Source organism: Vibrio sp. 03-59-1 (assembly GCF_013114135.1).
Lineage (GTDB): Bacteria > Pseudomonadota > Gammaproteobacteria > Enterobacterales > Vibrionaceae > Vibrio > Vibrio cortegadensis.
The window spans coordinates 173370-190797 of sequence record NZ_VTYA01000006.1 but is presented as its reverse complement, the minus strand read 5'-3'; the positions used below and the strand labels follow the sequence as shown (position 1 = coordinate 190797).

Below are 17428 nucleotides of genomic sequence, written 5' to 3'. Positions count from 1 at the left end.
AAATGTGCATCTTTTAGATTAAATACATACAAAATAATAACATATTGAGTGTGAAAAAAAATCTTAGTTTTTATATTGTGATGAAGTTCAACTAAATAATACACGTCAAAAAAAGTAATGAATACAGATGATTAATGATTGGTTTTTGGATGGTTAATGGGCGGGTTATATCATTGTTAATTAATGTTACCGTTATGTTTTTTCTATACAGGCGTGCTAATTTTATAACACGCTTGCCTTTCTAATAATGAAAACGGACAGACATCACCATCTGATGACCGTAAACACCGCTATTTTTTACTTCCGCCCCAAGTGCGAGTTGTTCTGTAGAGTAAAAGCGAGCACCAAAAGCAAAGGTCGATTTTGTATCGTCGTTATCGATGATTTTACCGAATTTGACATGGGCTTCGACACCTTCTAATACCCAAAAGCGGGTGCCGAGATTCACTTCGGTTTTGAACGTTGTATCTGAGCTGTCTTTCACACTATGAAGTAGTATTTGTCCATATACATCGCCAAACTGATTTATTGGCCCATTAAACCCTATGCCACCAGCAAGATCCCAGTCATTGCTAAATTCACTATCGAAACGACCAATAAAGTGTGAGTTTTCAGTGAAATAGGTAGTCAGTTCAGTTCCAAATGTGGCAGGGCTAGTACCCATCCTGAATTCCATCATGTTGTAATTGAAATTATTAGCCTGTGCTGAAATTGGAATAAGGCTTAATAATCCCAAAGCTGCGATACGTCGTGCTTGTCCTAGCATGAATGCTCCGAAGTCATAGGTAGACTGAATTTCGATATAATACAAAAAAAGCCTGCAATATGCAGGCCATTAGTGCTAGAACTTTGATTTATTACATGATTTGGATGTGGTCTACTTCAATCTCTGGCGTGTTGCCTCCTTCATACTCACCAAAAATACGGACTTTAGTATTTGCATCTAGTGGTGTTGCTAAATGGACATCATCCAATTCTATTTGAATTTCAGCGTTGCCATCTGAAAAAACAAACTTGTCATTTTTTAATTGACGAATGATAGTGCCATCGATAACTACATCTTTTTCTGTAAACATACTGGTATCTTGAAGTAACTCTGAAACGGAGGTTGTATCGACAGGGCCATTATACTGGATAGAAGCTTGGCGATTGTTATCGTGGTCGTTGCCCGCTAGCGCTAGTGAAGGTGCAAGGATTAAAGTGGATACTAAAGCGATAATTGTTTTTTTCATAAGAATGTCTCTTTCGTTGTTCGTTTAAGTTGTCACTATTAAAGCACTCCTTTTTTGAATTAATACTGAGTGTTACATTCATTTTCGGTTCATTTATCGGAGCACTATCTTGGGAATGAGGGTAAAATAGTTTTATCAATAACGAATCTAATGACTTAAGAAGACGTACCACTATGCATGCACCGATAAAATCGTTAATGGTCCAAGGCACGACATCCGATGCCGGGAAAAGTGTTCTTGTGGCAGGTTTATGCCGTGTATTAGCGAGAAAGGGCGTTAAAGTTGCCCCATTTAAACCACAAAATATGGCACTCAATAGTGCCGTTACGAAAGATGGTGGCGAAATAGGAAGAGCACAAGCGGTGCAAGCTCAAGCCTGCAATGTTGAACCAACAGTGCATATGAACCCTGTATTATTAAAGCCTAACTCTGATACTGGCGCGCAAGTCATTCTTCAGGGGCGTGCTATTAGTAATATGGAGGCGACGAGTTACCATGATTATAAGAAAGTGGCGATGGCAACCGTCATGGACTCGTTTGAAAAGCTTCATGCAGAGTTTGAGAGCGTCATGATCGAAGGCGCGGGCAGCCCTGCTGAAATTAATTTAAGAGCGAATGATATTGCGAATATGGGGTTTGCGGAGAAAGCAGACGTTCCGGTTATTATCGTTGCCGATATTGATCGTGGTGGGGTGTTCGCTCATCTCTATGGCACGCTAGAGCTACTCTCTCAATCAGAGCAAGATCGTGTTATTGGTTTTGTTATCAACCGATTCCGAGGCGATATCGCGTTATTGCAATCCGGTTTAGACTGGTTAGAAGAGAAAACAAACAAGCCCGTGCTTGGTGTTCTACCTTTTATCCACGGGCTAAATTTAGAAGCAGAAGATGCCATCATATCGGAACAGGTCTCAAATGATGATGCGAAAATAAAAATTGTGGTTCCTGTGTTTACAAGAATCAGTAATCACACCGATTTTGATAGTTTACGGCTGAACCCTGATATAGATTTCCGTTATGTGGGTAAAGGTGAAAAATTAGATAGAGCTGATTTGATCATTCTCCCCGGTACGAAATCGGTAAGAGCGGATCTTGATTACGCTCGATCTCAGGGGTGGGATGCGGATATCAAACGTCATATTCGTTTAGGCGGAAAGGTGATTGGTATTTGTGGTGGTTATCAAATGCTTGGGCAATTGATTGAAGACCCTCAAGGTATTGAAGGGCCAGCCGGAAGTAGCGCGGGTTTAGAGTTATTCGATATTCAAACCGAACTTAAATCTGAAAAGAATCTTACCAACGTAACTGGAACGCTCACTTTGAATAACAAATCTGTTCCAGTCTCAGGGTATGAAATTCATGCTGGTGTGAGTCAGGTAAATGAATCTCAGCCTGTTTTGTTGAGTAACGGGCAAGCAGACGGGGCAGTGAGCAACTGTAATCAAATCATGGGAACGTATCTCCATGGTTTGTTTGAATCACCACAAGTGACGAGCTTGATTTGCGAATGGGCAAACCAATCCACGGTTGAAAGTGTTGATTTTGAATCTATTAAAGATAATGCGATCAATACGATAGCTGATGCGATTGAAGAGTATATGAATTTAGAACAATTATGGCCAGAACTGAAAAACCACTGGGGCAGAGACAATTCAAATGCTTAAAAAAGTTATTACAACAAGTGTTATAAGCATGCTCTGTATTTCACTGAATGCGCAAGCTAACGTGAAAATATATTCTGCATCATCATTAACCAATGTTATGAATGCCTTATTGGCAGAGTTTAAAACGACTAGTGATACTGATGTATTACCAATCTATGGGGGTTCTTCCTCATTAGCAAGGCAAATTGAACGTGGGGCACCTGCGGACCTGTTTATCTCTGCTAACGAAAGTTGGATGCAGCATTTAGTGAAACGTGGTTCTGTTTTGCAAGAGAATGTGTTCCCGTTTACTCAAAACCAATTGGTTCTTATAGCCCCTAAAACATCGACACTTGAACCGTTTGCCATTGAGGATATTCGCGACTGGCAAACTAATATTGGTAAAGGGCGACTGGCAATCGGAAATCCACAAGCCGTGCCTGCTGGTATTTATGCAAGACAAACCCTTCAATCGTTAAATGTTTGGAATGCTGTGAAGTCATTAACTGCGCCAACGAGTAATGTACGCATGACCTTAGCGTTGGTTGAAAGGGGTGAAGCTCCACTCGGTATTGTCTATAAAACGGATGCATTACAAAGTAAGAATGTCCAATTGATCACTGAGTTTGCTAGTACAAGTCATGATCCTATTCGTTACCCTCTTGCTATCGTTAATACTTCGCCGGAATCGTTAGAGTTAGCGGCATTTTTACAATCTGAAAAGGCTCAAGAGATCTTGATTCAATTTGGGTTCAACTCTTTAGCTCAATAAGAGAATCGACATGTTGTCAGACTTTGAACGCGATGCACTTTATTTAAGTTTGAAAGTCGCATCGATCAGCATTTTATGGCTAATTCCTATTGGGGTTGGGTTCGCATGGCTGTTAGCAAGAAAACAGTTTATTGGAAAAGGGATCGTAGATAGTATTTTACATCTTCCCCTTGTTCTTCCTCCTGTTGTCATTGGGTATCTATTGCTCGTAGTCATGGGAAAGCAAGGTATTATCGGCCGATGGTTAGCGGATAATTTCAACGTTGTTTTCAGTTTCAGTTGGAAAGGGGCCGTATTAGCGTGCGTCGTTGTGGCTTTACCTCTAATGGTTCGTGCAATTCGGCTGAGTTTAGAGAGTGTTGACCCTAAATTAGAACAAGCGGCAAAAACATTGGGAGCTTCTCCTTTTAAAGTATTTATCACGATTACACTGCCTATGATCATTCCGGGGATTATTACCGGTACTATGCTCTCTTTTGCCCGAAGTCTAGGGGAGTTTGGTGCAACCATCAGCTTTGTTTCTAACATTCCAGGAGAGACCCAGACCATTCCATTGGCGATGTTCAATTTTATCGAAACCCCTGGGATGGAATTCGAAGCGGCGAGACTGTGTGGGATTTCAATTGCGATCGCACTGGCATCTTTACTTTTTTCTGATTGGTTGTCCAAAAAAGCCAATAAACGCTTGGGAAGTCAGTCATGAGTTTAATTTCACTGCAATTTCAAAAGCAGCTTGGTGAAACGCAATTTGATGTTGATCTTAATATTCCGGCGACAGGGATTACCGCTATTTTTGGGCGTTCTGGTGCAGGAAAAACATCATTAATTAATGTTATCAGTGGGCTAATCAAGCCCGATTCTGGCTTGATAAAAGTTAATGACCGTATTTTGTTCGATGATAACCATTCAATCGATGTCGCCGTAGAGAAAAGAAACGTTGGCTACGTATTCCAAGACGCACGCCTTTTTCCTCATTATAGTGTCAAAGGCAATTTAACCTATGGTGTGAAGCAAGCGGATGACACTTATTTTTCTAAGGTCGTTACACTGTTGTCTCTGACTAATATGCTCGATCGCTATCCTGCGGATCTTTCTGGAGGAGAGAAGCAGCGTGTGGCGATTGGCCGAGCATTATTGAGTAAACCAGACATATTGCTCATGGATGAACCTTTAGCATCGTTGGATTTGCCCCGTAAGCGTGAAGTCATGCCATTTCTAGAGAAGTTAGCTGACGAGGTAAAAACGCCAATCCTGTATGTGACACACAGCTTGAATGAAATTTTGCGATTAGCAAGTCATCTGGTGATTGTGAATGATGGTAAGGTAGAAATTTCAGGTTCAATTGAAGAAGTTTGGGGTTCAAACTCCATGCGCCCGTGGCAGTCTTTCTCTGAGCAAAGTAGTTTGTTTGAAGCCACCATCGCTGAACATCATCGCCAATATGCACTGACCAAAGTTCAATTAGCAGAGAATGTTTTTCTATGGGTTCAAGGGATTGATGGGAAGCTAGGTTCATCCATTAGGCTTCAGGTACGAGCTAACGATGTTTCAATTGCTTTAGATAAACCGGAGCGAACATCCATCAGGAACATCTTAAAAGCCCGTGTAAGCCTCATAGAGTCGAAGAACATTGCGAATGATAAGCAGAGTGTTGGTGTTCAACTTGATTTGGGAACAAATAGGCAACTTTGGGCGACAATAACCCCTTGGGCATTAGATGAGTTGGATCTCAATATAGGGATGGATGTCTATGTTCAAATCAAAGGTGTGAGTGTCACTCAACGCGATATCGCATTTACACATGAATAGTCTTCATGCGCTAATCCGTATTGGATTTAATGAGCCATTTTACTCAGTGACTAGATAGAACCTGCTGGAACAAAAAAGCATGCCACCCACGAGTTAATACTCGCCGATGCCATGCTTTTTTTGTGCGTTTTAATAATGTAACCGATAAAGAGTTATATTATTTTACGAACACTTCTTTGAAATCACGCTTCAAAATTGGGTCGCGACGTGCTTTCTTTATTTGCTTAACCATATCTTTCACACAGTTGTGAAGGACTTGGTCAAGAAGCTCTGCACGATATTCTTCTTTCGCTTCGTCAGTCATATCTTCTGGTAATTTCAACGTAGGGAACTCTTCCATTACGTTAATACCAGCAAAACCCTGACTTACAGAAATTAATGCGTGGAATTGTTCAAAACTGTCTAGCACATTTTGTGCACTTGCTGGAAGTGTATCCCAAGCATCACGTACTGCATCTTCAGATACTTCATGAATCGACGTAACCATGAAATACATCGCTTCAGGGACTTGATCAAACTCCATGACTTTGCGTAGTTCTGGTGAAATAGTTTCTAGATCAACTTTAGGTTGCTCTGTGTTAGTTGCGTCTGACATGACAAATTCTCGTATAAAAGAAAGCAATGCTAAAAAGTTTCAGCCAAAAGTCAACGAAATATAGCAAAAAATCGTGAATGAGCCTGTTTCATATGGTATATCTACTTGTATGTTAGCTAATAATTAATAAGGCTATTTATGAGTGTTGCGGGTTCTTCAATGCGAATTCTACTCGTCGATGACGTGAAGTTAGACCGTATGCAGCTTGCTATTAGGCTCAAGCAGTTAGGACATCAAGTGGAAGCGGCAGGAAGCGGAAAAGAGGCCTTGGCTGTCTATTCAAGCTTTGACCCGGATTTAGTTTTACTCGATATATCAATGCCCGACATGGATGGTTTTGAAGTCTCTCAAAAAATTCGTAGTCAGTTTCCTGATTGGGTTCCCATTATCTTTTTGAGTAGCCATGAAGAGCCAGAAATGATTGCACGAGCGATTGAGGCTGGGGGGGATGATTACCTTATTAAACCCGTTGATCGCCTTGTATTAAACTCGAAGCTAATCGCGATGCAGCGGATAGCTATGATGCGACGAGAGCTTAAAACGGCGTCTGCAAAACTTGAAGAGCTCAATGCTATGTTGCAACAACAAGCGAATGAAGATGGGCTCACTAAGTTATATAACCGCCGATATATGGATACGCAACTAGAAGATGCTATTGGTTGGCATGGTCGCCATAAAATCCCATTTTGTTTGATTCTGCTTGATGTTGACCATTTTAAACCATTCAATGATAATTACGGTCATATAGAAGGTGACAAATGCCTTCAGTCTATATCTAACACACTTAATGAACTCTTTACACGCTCAGGTGAATTTGTTGGCCGTTATGGTGGAGAAGAATTTGCGGTATTATTAAGTGGTGTCGGTGATAAGAAAGCAGAAAAAGAAGCGCTTCGAATCAAGTCGAAAATTGTTGAGCTTGCCTATCCACATGCTTATTCACCAACTGCTGATTATGTAACTGTCTCGCAAGGGATTGTTACGCTAATTCCAACAGGAAAAGAAAAGCCGAGTGACATTTATCAGAAAGCTGATCAAGCGCTTTATGAAGCAAAGCAGAATGGTAGAAATAGTTTTAAAATGTGGATTGAAACGACTTAGCACTTAGGATGTTTTATCGGCTATTGAATTTATCGGCTTTTGATATAAAAGCCATGTAATCGAGATGAATCGAAATCATCAAAATTATGTGGCAAATAGCATTGATATAGCTTTAAGTGCAGTTATTACCACTGTAATACGGCGTATAGTTGAATGTACTTTCGAACTAATTGTTTATTCTGGCTTCTTTGGAGTGGGTGACCAAACTTAATATAACACGGGCTTATATTAAAGCGGTGATCAAGGCATTGAGTGAGCTGTGAATCACTTTCATACAACGTTATCCCTTGCTCGCTGTATTCATCTATCTGATCTGGCAGCTCTCCCATCCACCAATGCAACAATTCACGACTCTTTTTACTTCGACTTATCCAGTGATCACTAATCAGAAGCAGCAGATCATTAGGTTGAATGGCGTAACCATATTCAGCTTGCCACTCTGTTATATCTGCTAGGAGATTTTCTCTGCAAGTTTTTCCGGCACTGATCATATGATGCGTTAATACCCAAACCGTTCCTTCAGGTGAAGATATTCGGTAGTGGTGGGCAGGATCTGGGCTTCCAATCGTCTCTAAAGCTTGTACGACAGACTCATGACCGAAATTATTCAACGTGTTCTGCATTCTGCGTGTGTAAGCAAGGCTTAAGTGATGCTCACTCATTCCTTGGTTATGAACCGTAGGGTAGTGTCGCTCGCACAGCTTTAAACAGTCAACTTGAAATTCGTTGATACTTCGTATTACTAAGTCTAATAACAAATGGAAGTCCTATGCGGGGCAAGATCTGGAAACTGATAAAGACTATCACATTGTTTTCTATGAGAACTATAATTATGCTCTGAGTTCGTGAGCCATCCTATAAATAATAGTAATAGCCTGATGGCATAAGCTATTTTAGAGATAAGTAATATCTCTTTAAGGAGAAATAATGACTGAAATTGTACTTGAACCTAAAACAAAACAGAGCATGGTAGCCGCCTTACAACGCTACTTTGAAGAAGAGCTAGATAGTGAGCTTGGGCAATTTGATGGAGAATTTCTATTAGACTTTCTGAGCAAAAAATTAGGACCCGTTTATTATAACCAAGGTATCGCTGATGCTCAAAAGGTGATGGAAAGAAAGATAATGGACATTAGTGATGAGCTATATGAAATCGAAAAAATAGTAGAAGTCTAGCGAGAGCTTAAATCAGAAAAGTTCATTCGAATTTTTCGAACAAGTTGTTTAATTTCAAGCTCTCTTGATTGTGTAAAGATTGGTAAATAATGTGTGTCATCCAAATGCGGAATGTTACCTTGATGTTACTTTTTGGTTTGGTGTCGAATTTTAGCAACATGCAGTGAGTACAATTCTTGGGCAGTAATATGAATAATACAGTGAAAAATTACAATGTGGTATCTCGTCTCCTTCATTGGGTTTCGGCGATTACGATTTTTGGCATGTTTGGCATAGGTCTGTGGATGGTTGATCTCACTTACTACAGTGAGTGGTATAAAACGGCTCCAGACTGGCACCGTTCAGTCGGAATTATTCTTGCCATTGTTACGTTAGGTAGGATGCTTTGGAAGCATGTTACGGCGTCACCAAAGGTAGAAGGTAAAGCATACGAAGTGATTACTGCAAAAATAGTGCATCTACTTATGTACGTTTTATTATTCGTTCTTTTTGTATCTGGTTATCTGATTTCAACTTCCGACGGAAGAGGTATTGATGTTTTCACTTGGTTTACCGTACCAAGCCTCGGTGAACTCTTTGCTAATCAATCAGATATTGCTGGCAACATACATTATTACACCGCTTGTATTTTAGTTGGACTTGCATCTGTTCATGCACTTGCTGCTTTAAAACATCACATAATTGATAAAGACAATACGCTACGCAAAATGATAGGAGCTTCAAAATGAAAAAAACACTACTTGCTACTGGATTAGCACTTGTTATGGCGGCACCTTTTAGTGCAAGCGCAGCCGATTACATGATTGATACTAAGGGTGCACACGCATCGATAAATTTTAAAATTAGCCATCTAGGGTATAGCTTCATCAAAGGTCGCTTTAATGATTTTGGTGGTGAGTTTTCTTATGATGGTAATAACATCGAAGCATCGAAAGTGAACGTGACGGTTAACACCGCAAGTTTAGACTCAAACCATGCAGAGCGCGATAAGCATATCCGAAGTGCTGATTTTATTGATGCAAGTAAATTTGGTGAAGCGACCTTTAGTAGTTCAAAAGTTGTCGATAAAGGTAATGGTAAGCTTGATGTTATGGGGAATCTTACATTGCACGGGAAAACTCAGCCTATAACGATTAATGCAGAATTTATTGGTGCAGGCAGCGACCCATGGGGTGGAGAGCGTGCTGGATTTAATGGTACCACTCGTCTTGAATTAGCTGATTTTGGCATTGCGGTTATGGGAAGCTCAAGTTACGTTGATATGGAGTTACATGTAGAAGGTGTTAAAAAATAGCGTCTTCACATTCGAGTCCATTTGAGAGATAGATTGACGTGATGCCTTTCAACGTGAAAGTGCGCTAAATATAAATGCATTTTAAATAGAAATGCACTCTAAATAGAAAAGCCCTCGGTAGTGATGAACTGCCGAGGGCTTGATGGTTTGGAATGCTAATAGTGAATATTACATGAACTCAAAGCGACTTATTTCCTTGTATGTTCTTATGAACTCAATATGTCTGCGATTCAAAAACCATGTTTATTGTTAATGGATACGAAGTTGTACCTATTAAGCGGTTTCTAGTTCACGCTCAACAATGTTCAGTCTTTCACCGTATACTGGGCGTAATGCTTTCAATACATCCATTCTTGAAATCACACCAACCATCTGGCCATTCTCTAGAACAGGAAGTGCATGAGGTTTGCTAACTTGCATGCTCTTTGCGCGTTCTTCTAAAGAGAGTGACGTTAGTTGAGTCGCAATGCCCATGCCTGATGTTGGGAAAAGCTGGTCTTTATCAATGCAAAGGAATTCAGCAACATCAACCAAGCGATCAGATGAGTCCATCGCCACTACATCACGGTTCATTAAATCGACAACTTTTTGATCTTTAGCTGGAATGTAATCTTGGCACCAAAGGTCAACCATTACATCATGAACAGAGAAGAATCCGACTAGACGACCTTCAACGTCGCAAACTGGTGCGCCATTTAAGTTGTGATCAAGCAGTGTATCAATTGCGACAGATGTTGGCATTTCAGCACTTAGAGAAATTGAGTTGCTTGCCATGATGTCTTTTACAAGTAGGTTGTTGTTCATAGTAATATCCTTAACTGACGTAATTGTTGTTGGTTGAGTTATTGTTGCTAGGTTTGCAGCTTTTAGTTGTGGGCGACGGTAGATACTCCAGTTTGCGAGGCCGACAAGAACGGCTCCACCGACAATATTGCCAAGGGTTACAGGAATAAGATTCGCAGTGACAAATTGAGTAATGTTTAAATCAGCATATTGACTCGCACTAACACCAACTTGTGACCAAAATGATTCAGGAGCGAAGTTTTGAATAACAATACCAAGCGGTACCATGAACATATTCGCGACACAGTGCTCAAAGCCACTGCTGACAAACATCGCAACGGGTAGAATCGTCATGGCGGCTTTTGTCATTGCGTTTGCAGAGCTAAACGTTAACCAGATAGCTAAACAAACTAATAAGTTACATAAAATACCCAGAGCAAAAGCTTGCACTACGCTATGGTGAAGTTTGTGTTGTGCAATGTTTAAAGCGTTTAATCCCCATTGCCCATGATCCATTTGGTACAGACCTGCGGCGGTGACTAATAAAAGAAGAAACATTGCGCCGATGAAGTTACCGACATAAACCTTTCCCCATATCGATAGCATCTTGCCAAAACTGATCTGTTTATTTGCCCAAGAAATACTGGAAAGTACTGAACTGGTAAAAAGCTCACCACCACAGATAACAATCAAAATTAAGCCCATACTAAAAGCAAGCCCGCCAGCGAATCGGCTTAAGCCCCATCCTGCGTCTGCACTGCCCGTTGTAACCGTGATATAGAAAAGAAAAGCAAGTCCGATAAATGCACCTGCCATGACAGCCAGGCTCAAAGTCATACCACTGGTTTTCTTGGCTTTACTAAGCGCAAATTTTTCTGCTTCTGCCATCATTTCATAAGGCGAAAATAGCTGATGGTTTTCAGAACTAGCAGTAGACATATTGGCTCCTTGAACAGTTGAACATTGAATGCTCCTTAATAAGTGTTTCTGCATATTTGAAGAGATGAATCTAAAATCAGCGTAGCCATTGCTGCGCTTCCCACTTAGATTATGAGGAAGTGGTCAACAGGTAAAATTGATAATTCTGACAATTCGTATCAAATTTATTGATATAGATAAAAGTATGCGTAAAATGCAATTAGTTGCTCAGACATCGGTTTTATCGATAGGGTGTTTGAAGTAATAAAAACGCATATTTCCACTCGTTTAGATGTAAAAGGACCTAACTTTGCGCTATTCATTAAAGCAACTCGCGGTATTTGACGCAGTATCTGACTCTGGCAGTGTTAGCCAGGCCGCCGATAAGCTTGCATTAACTCAGTCTGCAACCAGTATGTCACTCGCTCAATTGGAGAAAATGCTTGGGAGACCTTTGTTTGAAAGGCAAGGGAAGCAAATGGCGCTTACACATTGGGGAATATGGTTAAGGCCCAAAGCGAAGCGTCTTCTTCAGGATGCACAACAAATCGAAATGGGTTTTTTCGAACAGCACTTATTGAGTGGCGAAATTAATCTAGGCGCAAGCCAAACACCTGCAGAGCACTTGGTGCCAGACCTTATCAGTATTATTGATAACGACTTTCCTGAGATGCGGATCACGCTAGGGGTCCAAAGTACCAAGGGTGTTATCGAAGATGTTCTGGATTATAAATATGACTTGGGAATCATTGAAGGGCGTTGTGATGACAATCGAATCCATCAAGAGATCTGGTGCCGAGATCACTTAATCGTAGTCGCCGCGGCACATCATCCATTTGCTAAACGTGAAACAGTAAGCTTAGCTCAGTTAGAGCAAGCAAAATGGGTATTGAGAGAACATGGATCGGGTACTCGCAATATTTTTGATAGCTCTATTCATCATCTAATTGGTGATCTTGATGTATGGCGAGAGTATGAGCATGTGCCAGTTCTGCGTAGCTTAGTTGCCAATGGTCAATACTTAACTTGTTTACCTTATCTTGATGTAGAACGCTTCATTGATAATGGTGAGCTTGTCGCATTAAATGTACCTGAATTGAAAATGGACAGAACACTCTCATTTATTTGGCGTGTAGACATGGCAGAGAACCCATTAGTGGAATGCATTAAACGTGAAGGATTGAGAATGATGAAAGGAAAACCATACATTCTATGAATACGGTTTGATTTTATTATGTCGTAATTCTGTTGTTTTATCGGTTGCGTCAAACTTTTAATGAAAAACATGTATGTCTCAACATGTCATTTGTGACTTTGATCACTCGTCTTGGGGTTGGCATCAGATATTATTTACTCTGATTTTACTGATGCCAAATCCAGACGGTTACAAGCTTTGTAACGCATGATTTGAATGAGGGCTATATGAGTACACTATTTGCTATATCGTTAACTACCGGAATTCTATCTGGCCTTTGGGGTTGGATTGCGATTTCACTAGGGCTTCTATCTTGGGCGGGTTTCCTTGGCTGTACGAGCTATTTCGCTTCCCCAACGGGTGGTGTAAAAGGTTTAATAGAAAGCTTATTAACGAATATGAGTGGTGTGTTTTGGGCGATGGTGATTATCCATGGTTCAACCTTTGCTGGTCTAGAAATCTTAGGTTATGTCGTTACAGCAATTGTTGCTTTCTTTATGTGCATTCAAGCGAAACAAGCTTGGCTGGCATATATTCCAGGGACATTCATTGGCTCATGTGCAACATTTGCAGCAGGTGGAGATTGGCAACTGGTGATCCCATCTTTAATCTTAGGTGGCGTATTTGGTTACCTAATGAAAGCATCTGGCCTTTGGCTTCATCAAAAATCAAGTCAATCGACTTCTCTTACCAAACAAACTGTTGAAACTCAGTCATGATTTCAATGGGTGTTTAACTAAGTAGATAGAGTTTGATAATCCCCCGATTAATTTGTATCTGTATATCAAATGATTTGATACATGGCACACCGTAGTGGTGTGCCATTTTTTATAGTTGGATAGCAGCAATTAATACTGGTTTTATTTTCGATATTCACAATATCAATTAGAGGTAACAAAGCTGTTTACGTATTACCGTTTGCCATGGTGATAACGCGTTTAAGTGTCCAACGTAGTAATAGTGGGATACATTCAACTCCTTTGTCTTCACAATGAGAAACGATTGCCAGAGCGAGATCCGGCTTGGCATGTTTTTTAAGCACCCGGGCCACTACCTTTTTGGCAGGTATCGGGTGATCGTGTGGGATTTTTATCATATCTTTGAAAAACAGCTCGAAGCCATTATTGTAAAGATAGTGTTCAATGTCTTTTTCCGGCAATTCGGTAAGCCTATGCCTCTCTTGATCGTTCCCTAATTGTGAATGTACCGTTGCGGCATATTTTTTACCTGCAGCATCACCGTCCGTCACCACATGCCAATCGATACCAAATGCTTTTGCCACTTTGATCAACGATTTTAAACCAGACTGTGCGAACTCAATGATTTGTACTCCTTCAGCCGCAAGGTTATAGCCACATTGATTCGCCAGTTCGTTAAATAACCAAACCTCTGTTTCACCTTCAACCAATAACCAGCACCGAGCAAACAGAGCGCCAGTACGATGGAAGCGAATGTGAAAGCCAATTCTACGCAGCTCATCCTTGCTAAGTTTATTGGTCATTAAACTGGTCGCGATGGTTTTATCGGACTGCCGGACTAAACGGCGAATTGATTGCAGAGGGACAGAACCGAGCAAGTCGCCACTGTTAGTCGTAAGAATTTTTTGCATTGGGAGTAGTTGCAATAATCCCCAAGCTCTAGAGAGATGGGTGGGGTGCAATCGACCTTCTGGATCTTCGATAATTAATAGTGGGCGGGCGCATCGGCGAAGTTCGTTAGGCCCTTTAGCTTGTAAATAGGCATTTAGTAAGCCCATAAACAACAAGCGAGTCTGCTTGTTTTTGGTCTCTTCAACGAATTGAGTGACATTCTGCTCATTGGTATTGCTTGTGAAAAACAGGCCGTCACGAGGTTTTCTTGGATTTTTCCGCGATTGATTTTTAAAAGAAAAGTAGTGATCAACCAGGGTTTCCATTGAGTTTAAGCTGCTGCGCATTTCTCCTTTATTGACATGCCCTGGGATCGCCATTAAACGACGACACGTGTTGTCGATACGTTTTTCGACGCGTCCGTTCTTGCCATTGGTGTGATTGAATGGACGCTCAAAATGACGTGAATCACGTAGACGAATCACAGGGTGCAGAGTCATTAACTCTTGAGCTAACTTCTCGGAGTGATGAAGCTTAAGCGGCTTACCTTCGATATCCAAAAACATATAGTGTGTCTCAATGGCGTATTGATCGAGAGTCGCACTAATACGATAGAAGATGCGGTAGTCACCATCTTCATCTTCAATCCAGATTGGTTTTAGTTTTCTATAGCGACCTGCTTTAAGTTCGCTTTTATCATTCGCCTTTAAACTTAACACGATCTGTAAATGTTGGGTTTGTGGGTGGGAGATCGAATAGTCAACATGAAAGTCTTGCATTTCAAATTGATAAAGTACGCCATTTGCTGGTAGTGCAACGGAAAGAGCATCGAGGAGAGAAGATTTACCCCACGTATTTTCCCCAATGAGGGTCGTGAGTTCATCGAATTTTAACGACAAGCGCTTAATACCACGGAATCCAGAAATTTCGATTCTGTCTAATTGCATAGAATCACTCCTTAAAAACGCGAGAACCTGCAGACGGTTTCAATATTTATTGATATTAAACCTAATCAATACCGGGAAAAGCCATAATCTATTCCCGGTAATTATATGAATGTAAACAGGTTTAGAATATAAATCGCACATGATTAGCATAATCGATAAATTCAGAGCATGTAGGCTTTTGTGTCACATTTCGTATTTGATTACATCAAACCAAGCCTTTGTTTCTCTACTTTTGAACCGAATGAGAACGCTTCTCTAAATAGACCACAAATATGGAAGATAAATTTCTTTGCATACCAGTTTCATAAAATTCACGATTCTGTCATGATTCAGCCCTTAGTATTGGGTGGAATAATTGAGAAAGAACAGATGATGATAAAAGAGAACAAACCAGTAAAAATAACGCTGGCGCATATCAATGACACCCATTCTTATTTTGAACCTACGTCATTACAGTTAACCCTTCCTATTGCTGGTAGTGTATTAGAGCCGTATGTGAGTGCTGGTGGTTTTGCTCGAATCTCCACAAGAGCTCAGCAACTCAAAAGTGAAGCTCATAGGCAGAAAAAAGGTTTCCTCTTTTTGCATGCAGGTGATTGTTTTCAAGGAACGTTGTATTTCTCCCTATTTAAAGGGGAAGCAAACGCTGATTTATTGAATGGACTTCAGATTGATGCCATGACGTTAGGTAATCATGAATTGGATATGGGCAATGAACCTGTTGCTCAATTCGCCCAGTGTATTAATTTTCCCTTGCTTGCAGGGAACTGGGATCTATCCAATGAAAACCAAGATAAAGCCTTTACATTAGCCCAAAATCAACGAGTTTGTTCGTATATTCCTGCTACGCAATCTGCCCAATACATCACTAAAACCTTTGATGATGAAGTCGTCGCTATTTTTGGATTGTCTTTAGATAAAATGGCCGACATTGCGAATCCGGATTCTGATACCCCCTTTGCTAATGCGATTCTAACCGCGCGAAATACCGTAGAGCAGATCCACTCTCAAGGTATCAATAAAATTATTTTACTGAGCCATTTAGGTTATGAGGCCGATCTTGAACTTGCTTCTCAGGTTCAAGGCATTAGCATTATTGTTGGTGGACATAGCCATAGATTGCAAGGAGACTTCTCTGGGATCGGTCTCGCAAAAGATGATGAATATGGCGTTAAAGTTGATAATACTTACATCGTTCAGGCAGGCTTTCATGCGCTAAGTTTAGGGCATTGTGAGATTGATTTTGATGCGAATGGTCATGTGACTCGTTTTGTCGGCCAGAATGATATTTTATTAGGAAGGCGGCTATTTCTAGATCCAAGTCTCAATGAAATGGGAACTGATGAAGCTCATGTTGCTGCTTGTGACTATTTAGGGAATCACCCTAATGTTGTGGTATGTAAAAAAGACGAGCAGTTACAGAGTATTCTGCGTGATAAGTACATCCCAAAAGTACGACAACTTCAGCAGCAGATCATCAGCTACACCCCAAGGAAATTGCGACATGTACGAATTCCCGATGAGCAGGGGGCAAGTGAGCTGGCCCCGTTAGTTGCTGAATCTTTTGTTCATGCCATGAATAAGAGGGGAATGAATGCTGAATTTGCGATACATAATGCAGGGGGGGTTAGAAACTCTCTTAATGCAGGTGATGTATCGATTGCCGACATTGCCGGAAAATTGCTGCCTTTTGCCGTACCAATTGGTGTTTATGATGTATCCGGGAAGACCATTGAACTGATGTTAGAAGGGGCGATTAATAATGCCACGAACAACGGAGTAGAAGGAACCGGGTCAGGCAGTTACCCTTATACTCACAACCTTGCATTTAATTACTGTGCGGATAAGAGGGTAGGTCAGCGTATTGAAAGCCTGAAAATATACAGCGCTAAATATGGCTGGCAACCCGTTGATTCCAAGAAGTTATATCGAGGAACGTCTTCCGCTTATACCATGAAAGGGAAAGAAGGTTATGAGGCGGTTCTGGACATGAAAGAAGAAGGTATGATTACCAACCTATCAATGGCAGACTGTTTTCAACAAATGCTGACGGATTACCCAGATAAACTCAATGAAAAAGGGGTCTCTTGCCAGAAGTAGTTCAAATCAATTGCAATCGGCAGGGGTGAATCACCTCAATAGGTGATATTCACGACATTTCTTATGGCACAAACCTTGCTTTATCCATATCAGTTTTATTTGCGTTTTGTATGTGTGGATCGCAGAAGAGGCAAGGGGACAATATGTGGTATAAAGATTGGTTAGATACTGCCGTCATTATCGGATGGGTATCGATTTGGTCAGCATTAGTTTACTTCATTCCGTTAGCCGGAGTCTAAGTTAGATTAATCGCATAATAAGGGGGCATTGAGCT

17 protein-coding genes are annotated in these 17428 nt (G+C 40.8%); 11 read left to right on the top strand and 6 right to left on the bottom strand.

Annotated elements, in window-relative coordinates; translation table 11 throughout:
- Window positions 1–241 precede the first annotated feature (241 nt).
- Window positions 242–766 (bottom strand): hypothetical protein, encoded by a 525-nt coding sequence (locus F0249_RS08220; RefSeq protein WP_171756355.1) that lies wholly within the window; start codon window positions 764–766, stop codon window positions 242–244.
- A gap of 91 nt (window positions 767–857) precedes the next feature.
- Window positions 858–1232, bottom strand: coding sequence for a YgiW/YdeI family stress tolerance OB fold protein (locus tag F0249_RS08215; RefSeq protein WP_171756354.1), 375 nt, complete (start codon window positions 1230–1232; stop codon window positions 858–860).
- A gap of 173 nt (window positions 1233–1405) precedes the next feature.
- Between F0249_RS08215 and F0249_RS08210 the strand changes: the two genes are divergently transcribed.
- From F0249_RS08210 to modC, 4 genes are read left to right on the top strand one after another with little or no spacing between them, the layout of a single operon-like run.
- Window positions 1406–2896: a cobyric acid synthase gene (locus tag F0249_RS08210; protein ID WP_171756353.1), complete on the top strand. Its 1491-nt coding sequence runs from the start codon at window positions 1406–1408 to the stop codon at window positions 2894–2896.
- Window positions 2889–3647, top strand: a complete 759-nt coding sequence (gene modA, locus F0249_RS08205; RefSeq protein ID WP_171756352.1) for a molybdate ABC transporter substrate-binding protein — start codon at window positions 2889–2891, stop codon at window positions 3645–3647. The genes F0249_RS08210 and modA overlap by 8 nt, the downstream gene beginning before the upstream one ends.
- Window positions 3648–3651: 4 nt before the next feature.
- The gene (gene modB / locus F0249_RS08200) at window positions 3652–4350 is read left to right on the top strand and encodes a molybdate ABC transporter permease subunit (protein ID WP_113797990.1); all 699 of its coding nucleotides are present in this window, start codon (window positions 3652–3654) and stop codon (window positions 4348–4350) included.
- The gene (gene modC / locus F0249_RS08195; protein ID WP_171756351.1) at window positions 4347–5456 is read left to right on the top strand and encodes a molybdenum ABC transporter ATP-binding protein ModC; all 1110 of its coding nucleotides are present in this window, start codon (window positions 4347–4349) and stop codon (window positions 5454–5456) included. Before modB ends, modC begins: the two co-directional genes overlap by 4 nt.
- Before the next feature lie 157 nt (window positions 5457–5613).
- Here the strand turns inward: modC and F0249_RS08190 are convergent, their stop codons facing one another.
- A complete protein-coding gene (locus F0249_RS08190; RefSeq protein WP_017051200.1) occupies window positions 5614–6051 on the bottom strand; it encodes a DUF3069 domain-containing protein in 438 nt (145 codons plus the stop codon).
- 138 nt (window positions 6052–6189) lie between these two features.
- Between F0249_RS08190 and F0249_RS08185 the strand changes: the two genes are divergently transcribed.
- Window positions 6190–7152, top strand: coding sequence for a diguanylate cyclase (locus F0249_RS08185; RefSeq protein ID WP_171756350.1), 963 nt, complete (start codon window positions 6190–6192; stop codon window positions 7150–7152).
- A 125-nt stretch (window positions 7153–7277) separates the two neighbouring features.
- Here F0249_RS08185 and F0249_RS08180 read toward each other — a convergent pair whose 3' ends face one another.
- Window positions 7278–7910 (bottom strand): hypothetical protein, encoded by a 633-nt coding sequence (locus F0249_RS08180; RefSeq protein ID WP_113797996.1) that lies wholly within the window; start codon window positions 7908–7910, stop codon window positions 7278–7280.
- 169 nt (window positions 7911–8079) lie between these two features.
- Here F0249_RS08180 and F0249_RS08175 point away from each other — a divergent pair, with 169 nt between their 5' ends.
- The 3 genes from F0249_RS08175 (at window position 8080) to F0249_RS08165 (ending at window position 9622) form a co-directional block, all read left to right on the top strand.
- Window positions 8080–8328: a DUF2164 domain-containing protein gene (locus tag F0249_RS08175; protein ID WP_017051203.1), complete on the top strand. Its 249-nt coding sequence runs from the start codon at window positions 8080–8082 to the stop codon at window positions 8326–8328.
- A 188-nt stretch (window positions 8329–8516) separates the two neighbouring features.
- Window positions 8517–9056, top strand: coding sequence for a cytochrome b (locus F0249_RS08170; protein ID WP_171756349.1), 540 nt, complete (start codon window positions 8517–8519; stop codon window positions 9054–9056).
- The gene (locus F0249_RS08165) at window positions 9053–9622 is read left to right on the top strand and encodes a YceI family protein (RefSeq protein WP_017051205.1); all 570 of its coding nucleotides are present in this window, start codon (window positions 9053–9055) and stop codon (window positions 9620–9622) included. The genes F0249_RS08170 and F0249_RS08165 overlap by 4 nt, the downstream gene beginning before the upstream one ends.
- 273 nt (window positions 9623–9895) lie before the next feature.
- Here F0249_RS08165 and focA read toward each other — a convergent pair whose 3' ends face one another.
- Complete coding sequence (focA, locus tag F0249_RS08160) at window positions 9896–11344, bottom strand: formate transporter FocA (RefSeq protein WP_017051206.1); 1449 nt, start codon at window positions 11342–11344, stop codon at window positions 9896–9898.
- Between the two features lie 289 nt (window positions 11345–11633).
- Between focA and F0249_RS08155 the strand changes: the two genes are divergently transcribed.
- Together F0249_RS08155 and F0249_RS08150 are read left to right on the top strand one after the other, a co-directional pair.
- On the top strand, window positions 11634–12539 hold the full coding sequence (locus F0249_RS08155; protein ID WP_136995334.1) for a LysR substrate-binding domain-containing protein: 906 nt from the start codon (window positions 11634–11636) through the stop codon (window positions 12537–12539).
- Between the two features lie 206 nt (window positions 12540–12745).
- Entirely contained in the window at window positions 12746–13237 is a 492-nt protein-coding gene (locus tag F0249_RS08150) for a DUF1097 domain-containing protein (protein ID WP_136995335.1), read from the top strand.
- Window positions 13238–13422: 185 nt separating this feature from the next.
- Here F0249_RS08150 and F0249_RS08145 read toward each other — a convergent pair whose 3' ends face one another.
- A complete protein-coding gene (locus F0249_RS08145) occupies window positions 13423–15054 on the bottom strand; it encodes an ATP-dependent endonuclease (protein ID WP_171756348.1) in 1632 nt (543 codons plus the stop codon).
- A gap of 372 nt (window positions 15055–15426) precedes the next feature.
- Between F0249_RS08145 and F0249_RS08140 the strand changes: the two genes are divergently transcribed.
- Complete coding sequence (locus F0249_RS08140) at window positions 15427–17154, top strand: bifunctional UDP-sugar hydrolase/5'-nucleotidase (protein ID WP_171756401.1); 1728 nt, start codon at window positions 15427–15429, stop codon at window positions 17152–17154.
- The last annotated feature ends 274 nt before the right edge of the window (window positions 17155–17428 follow it).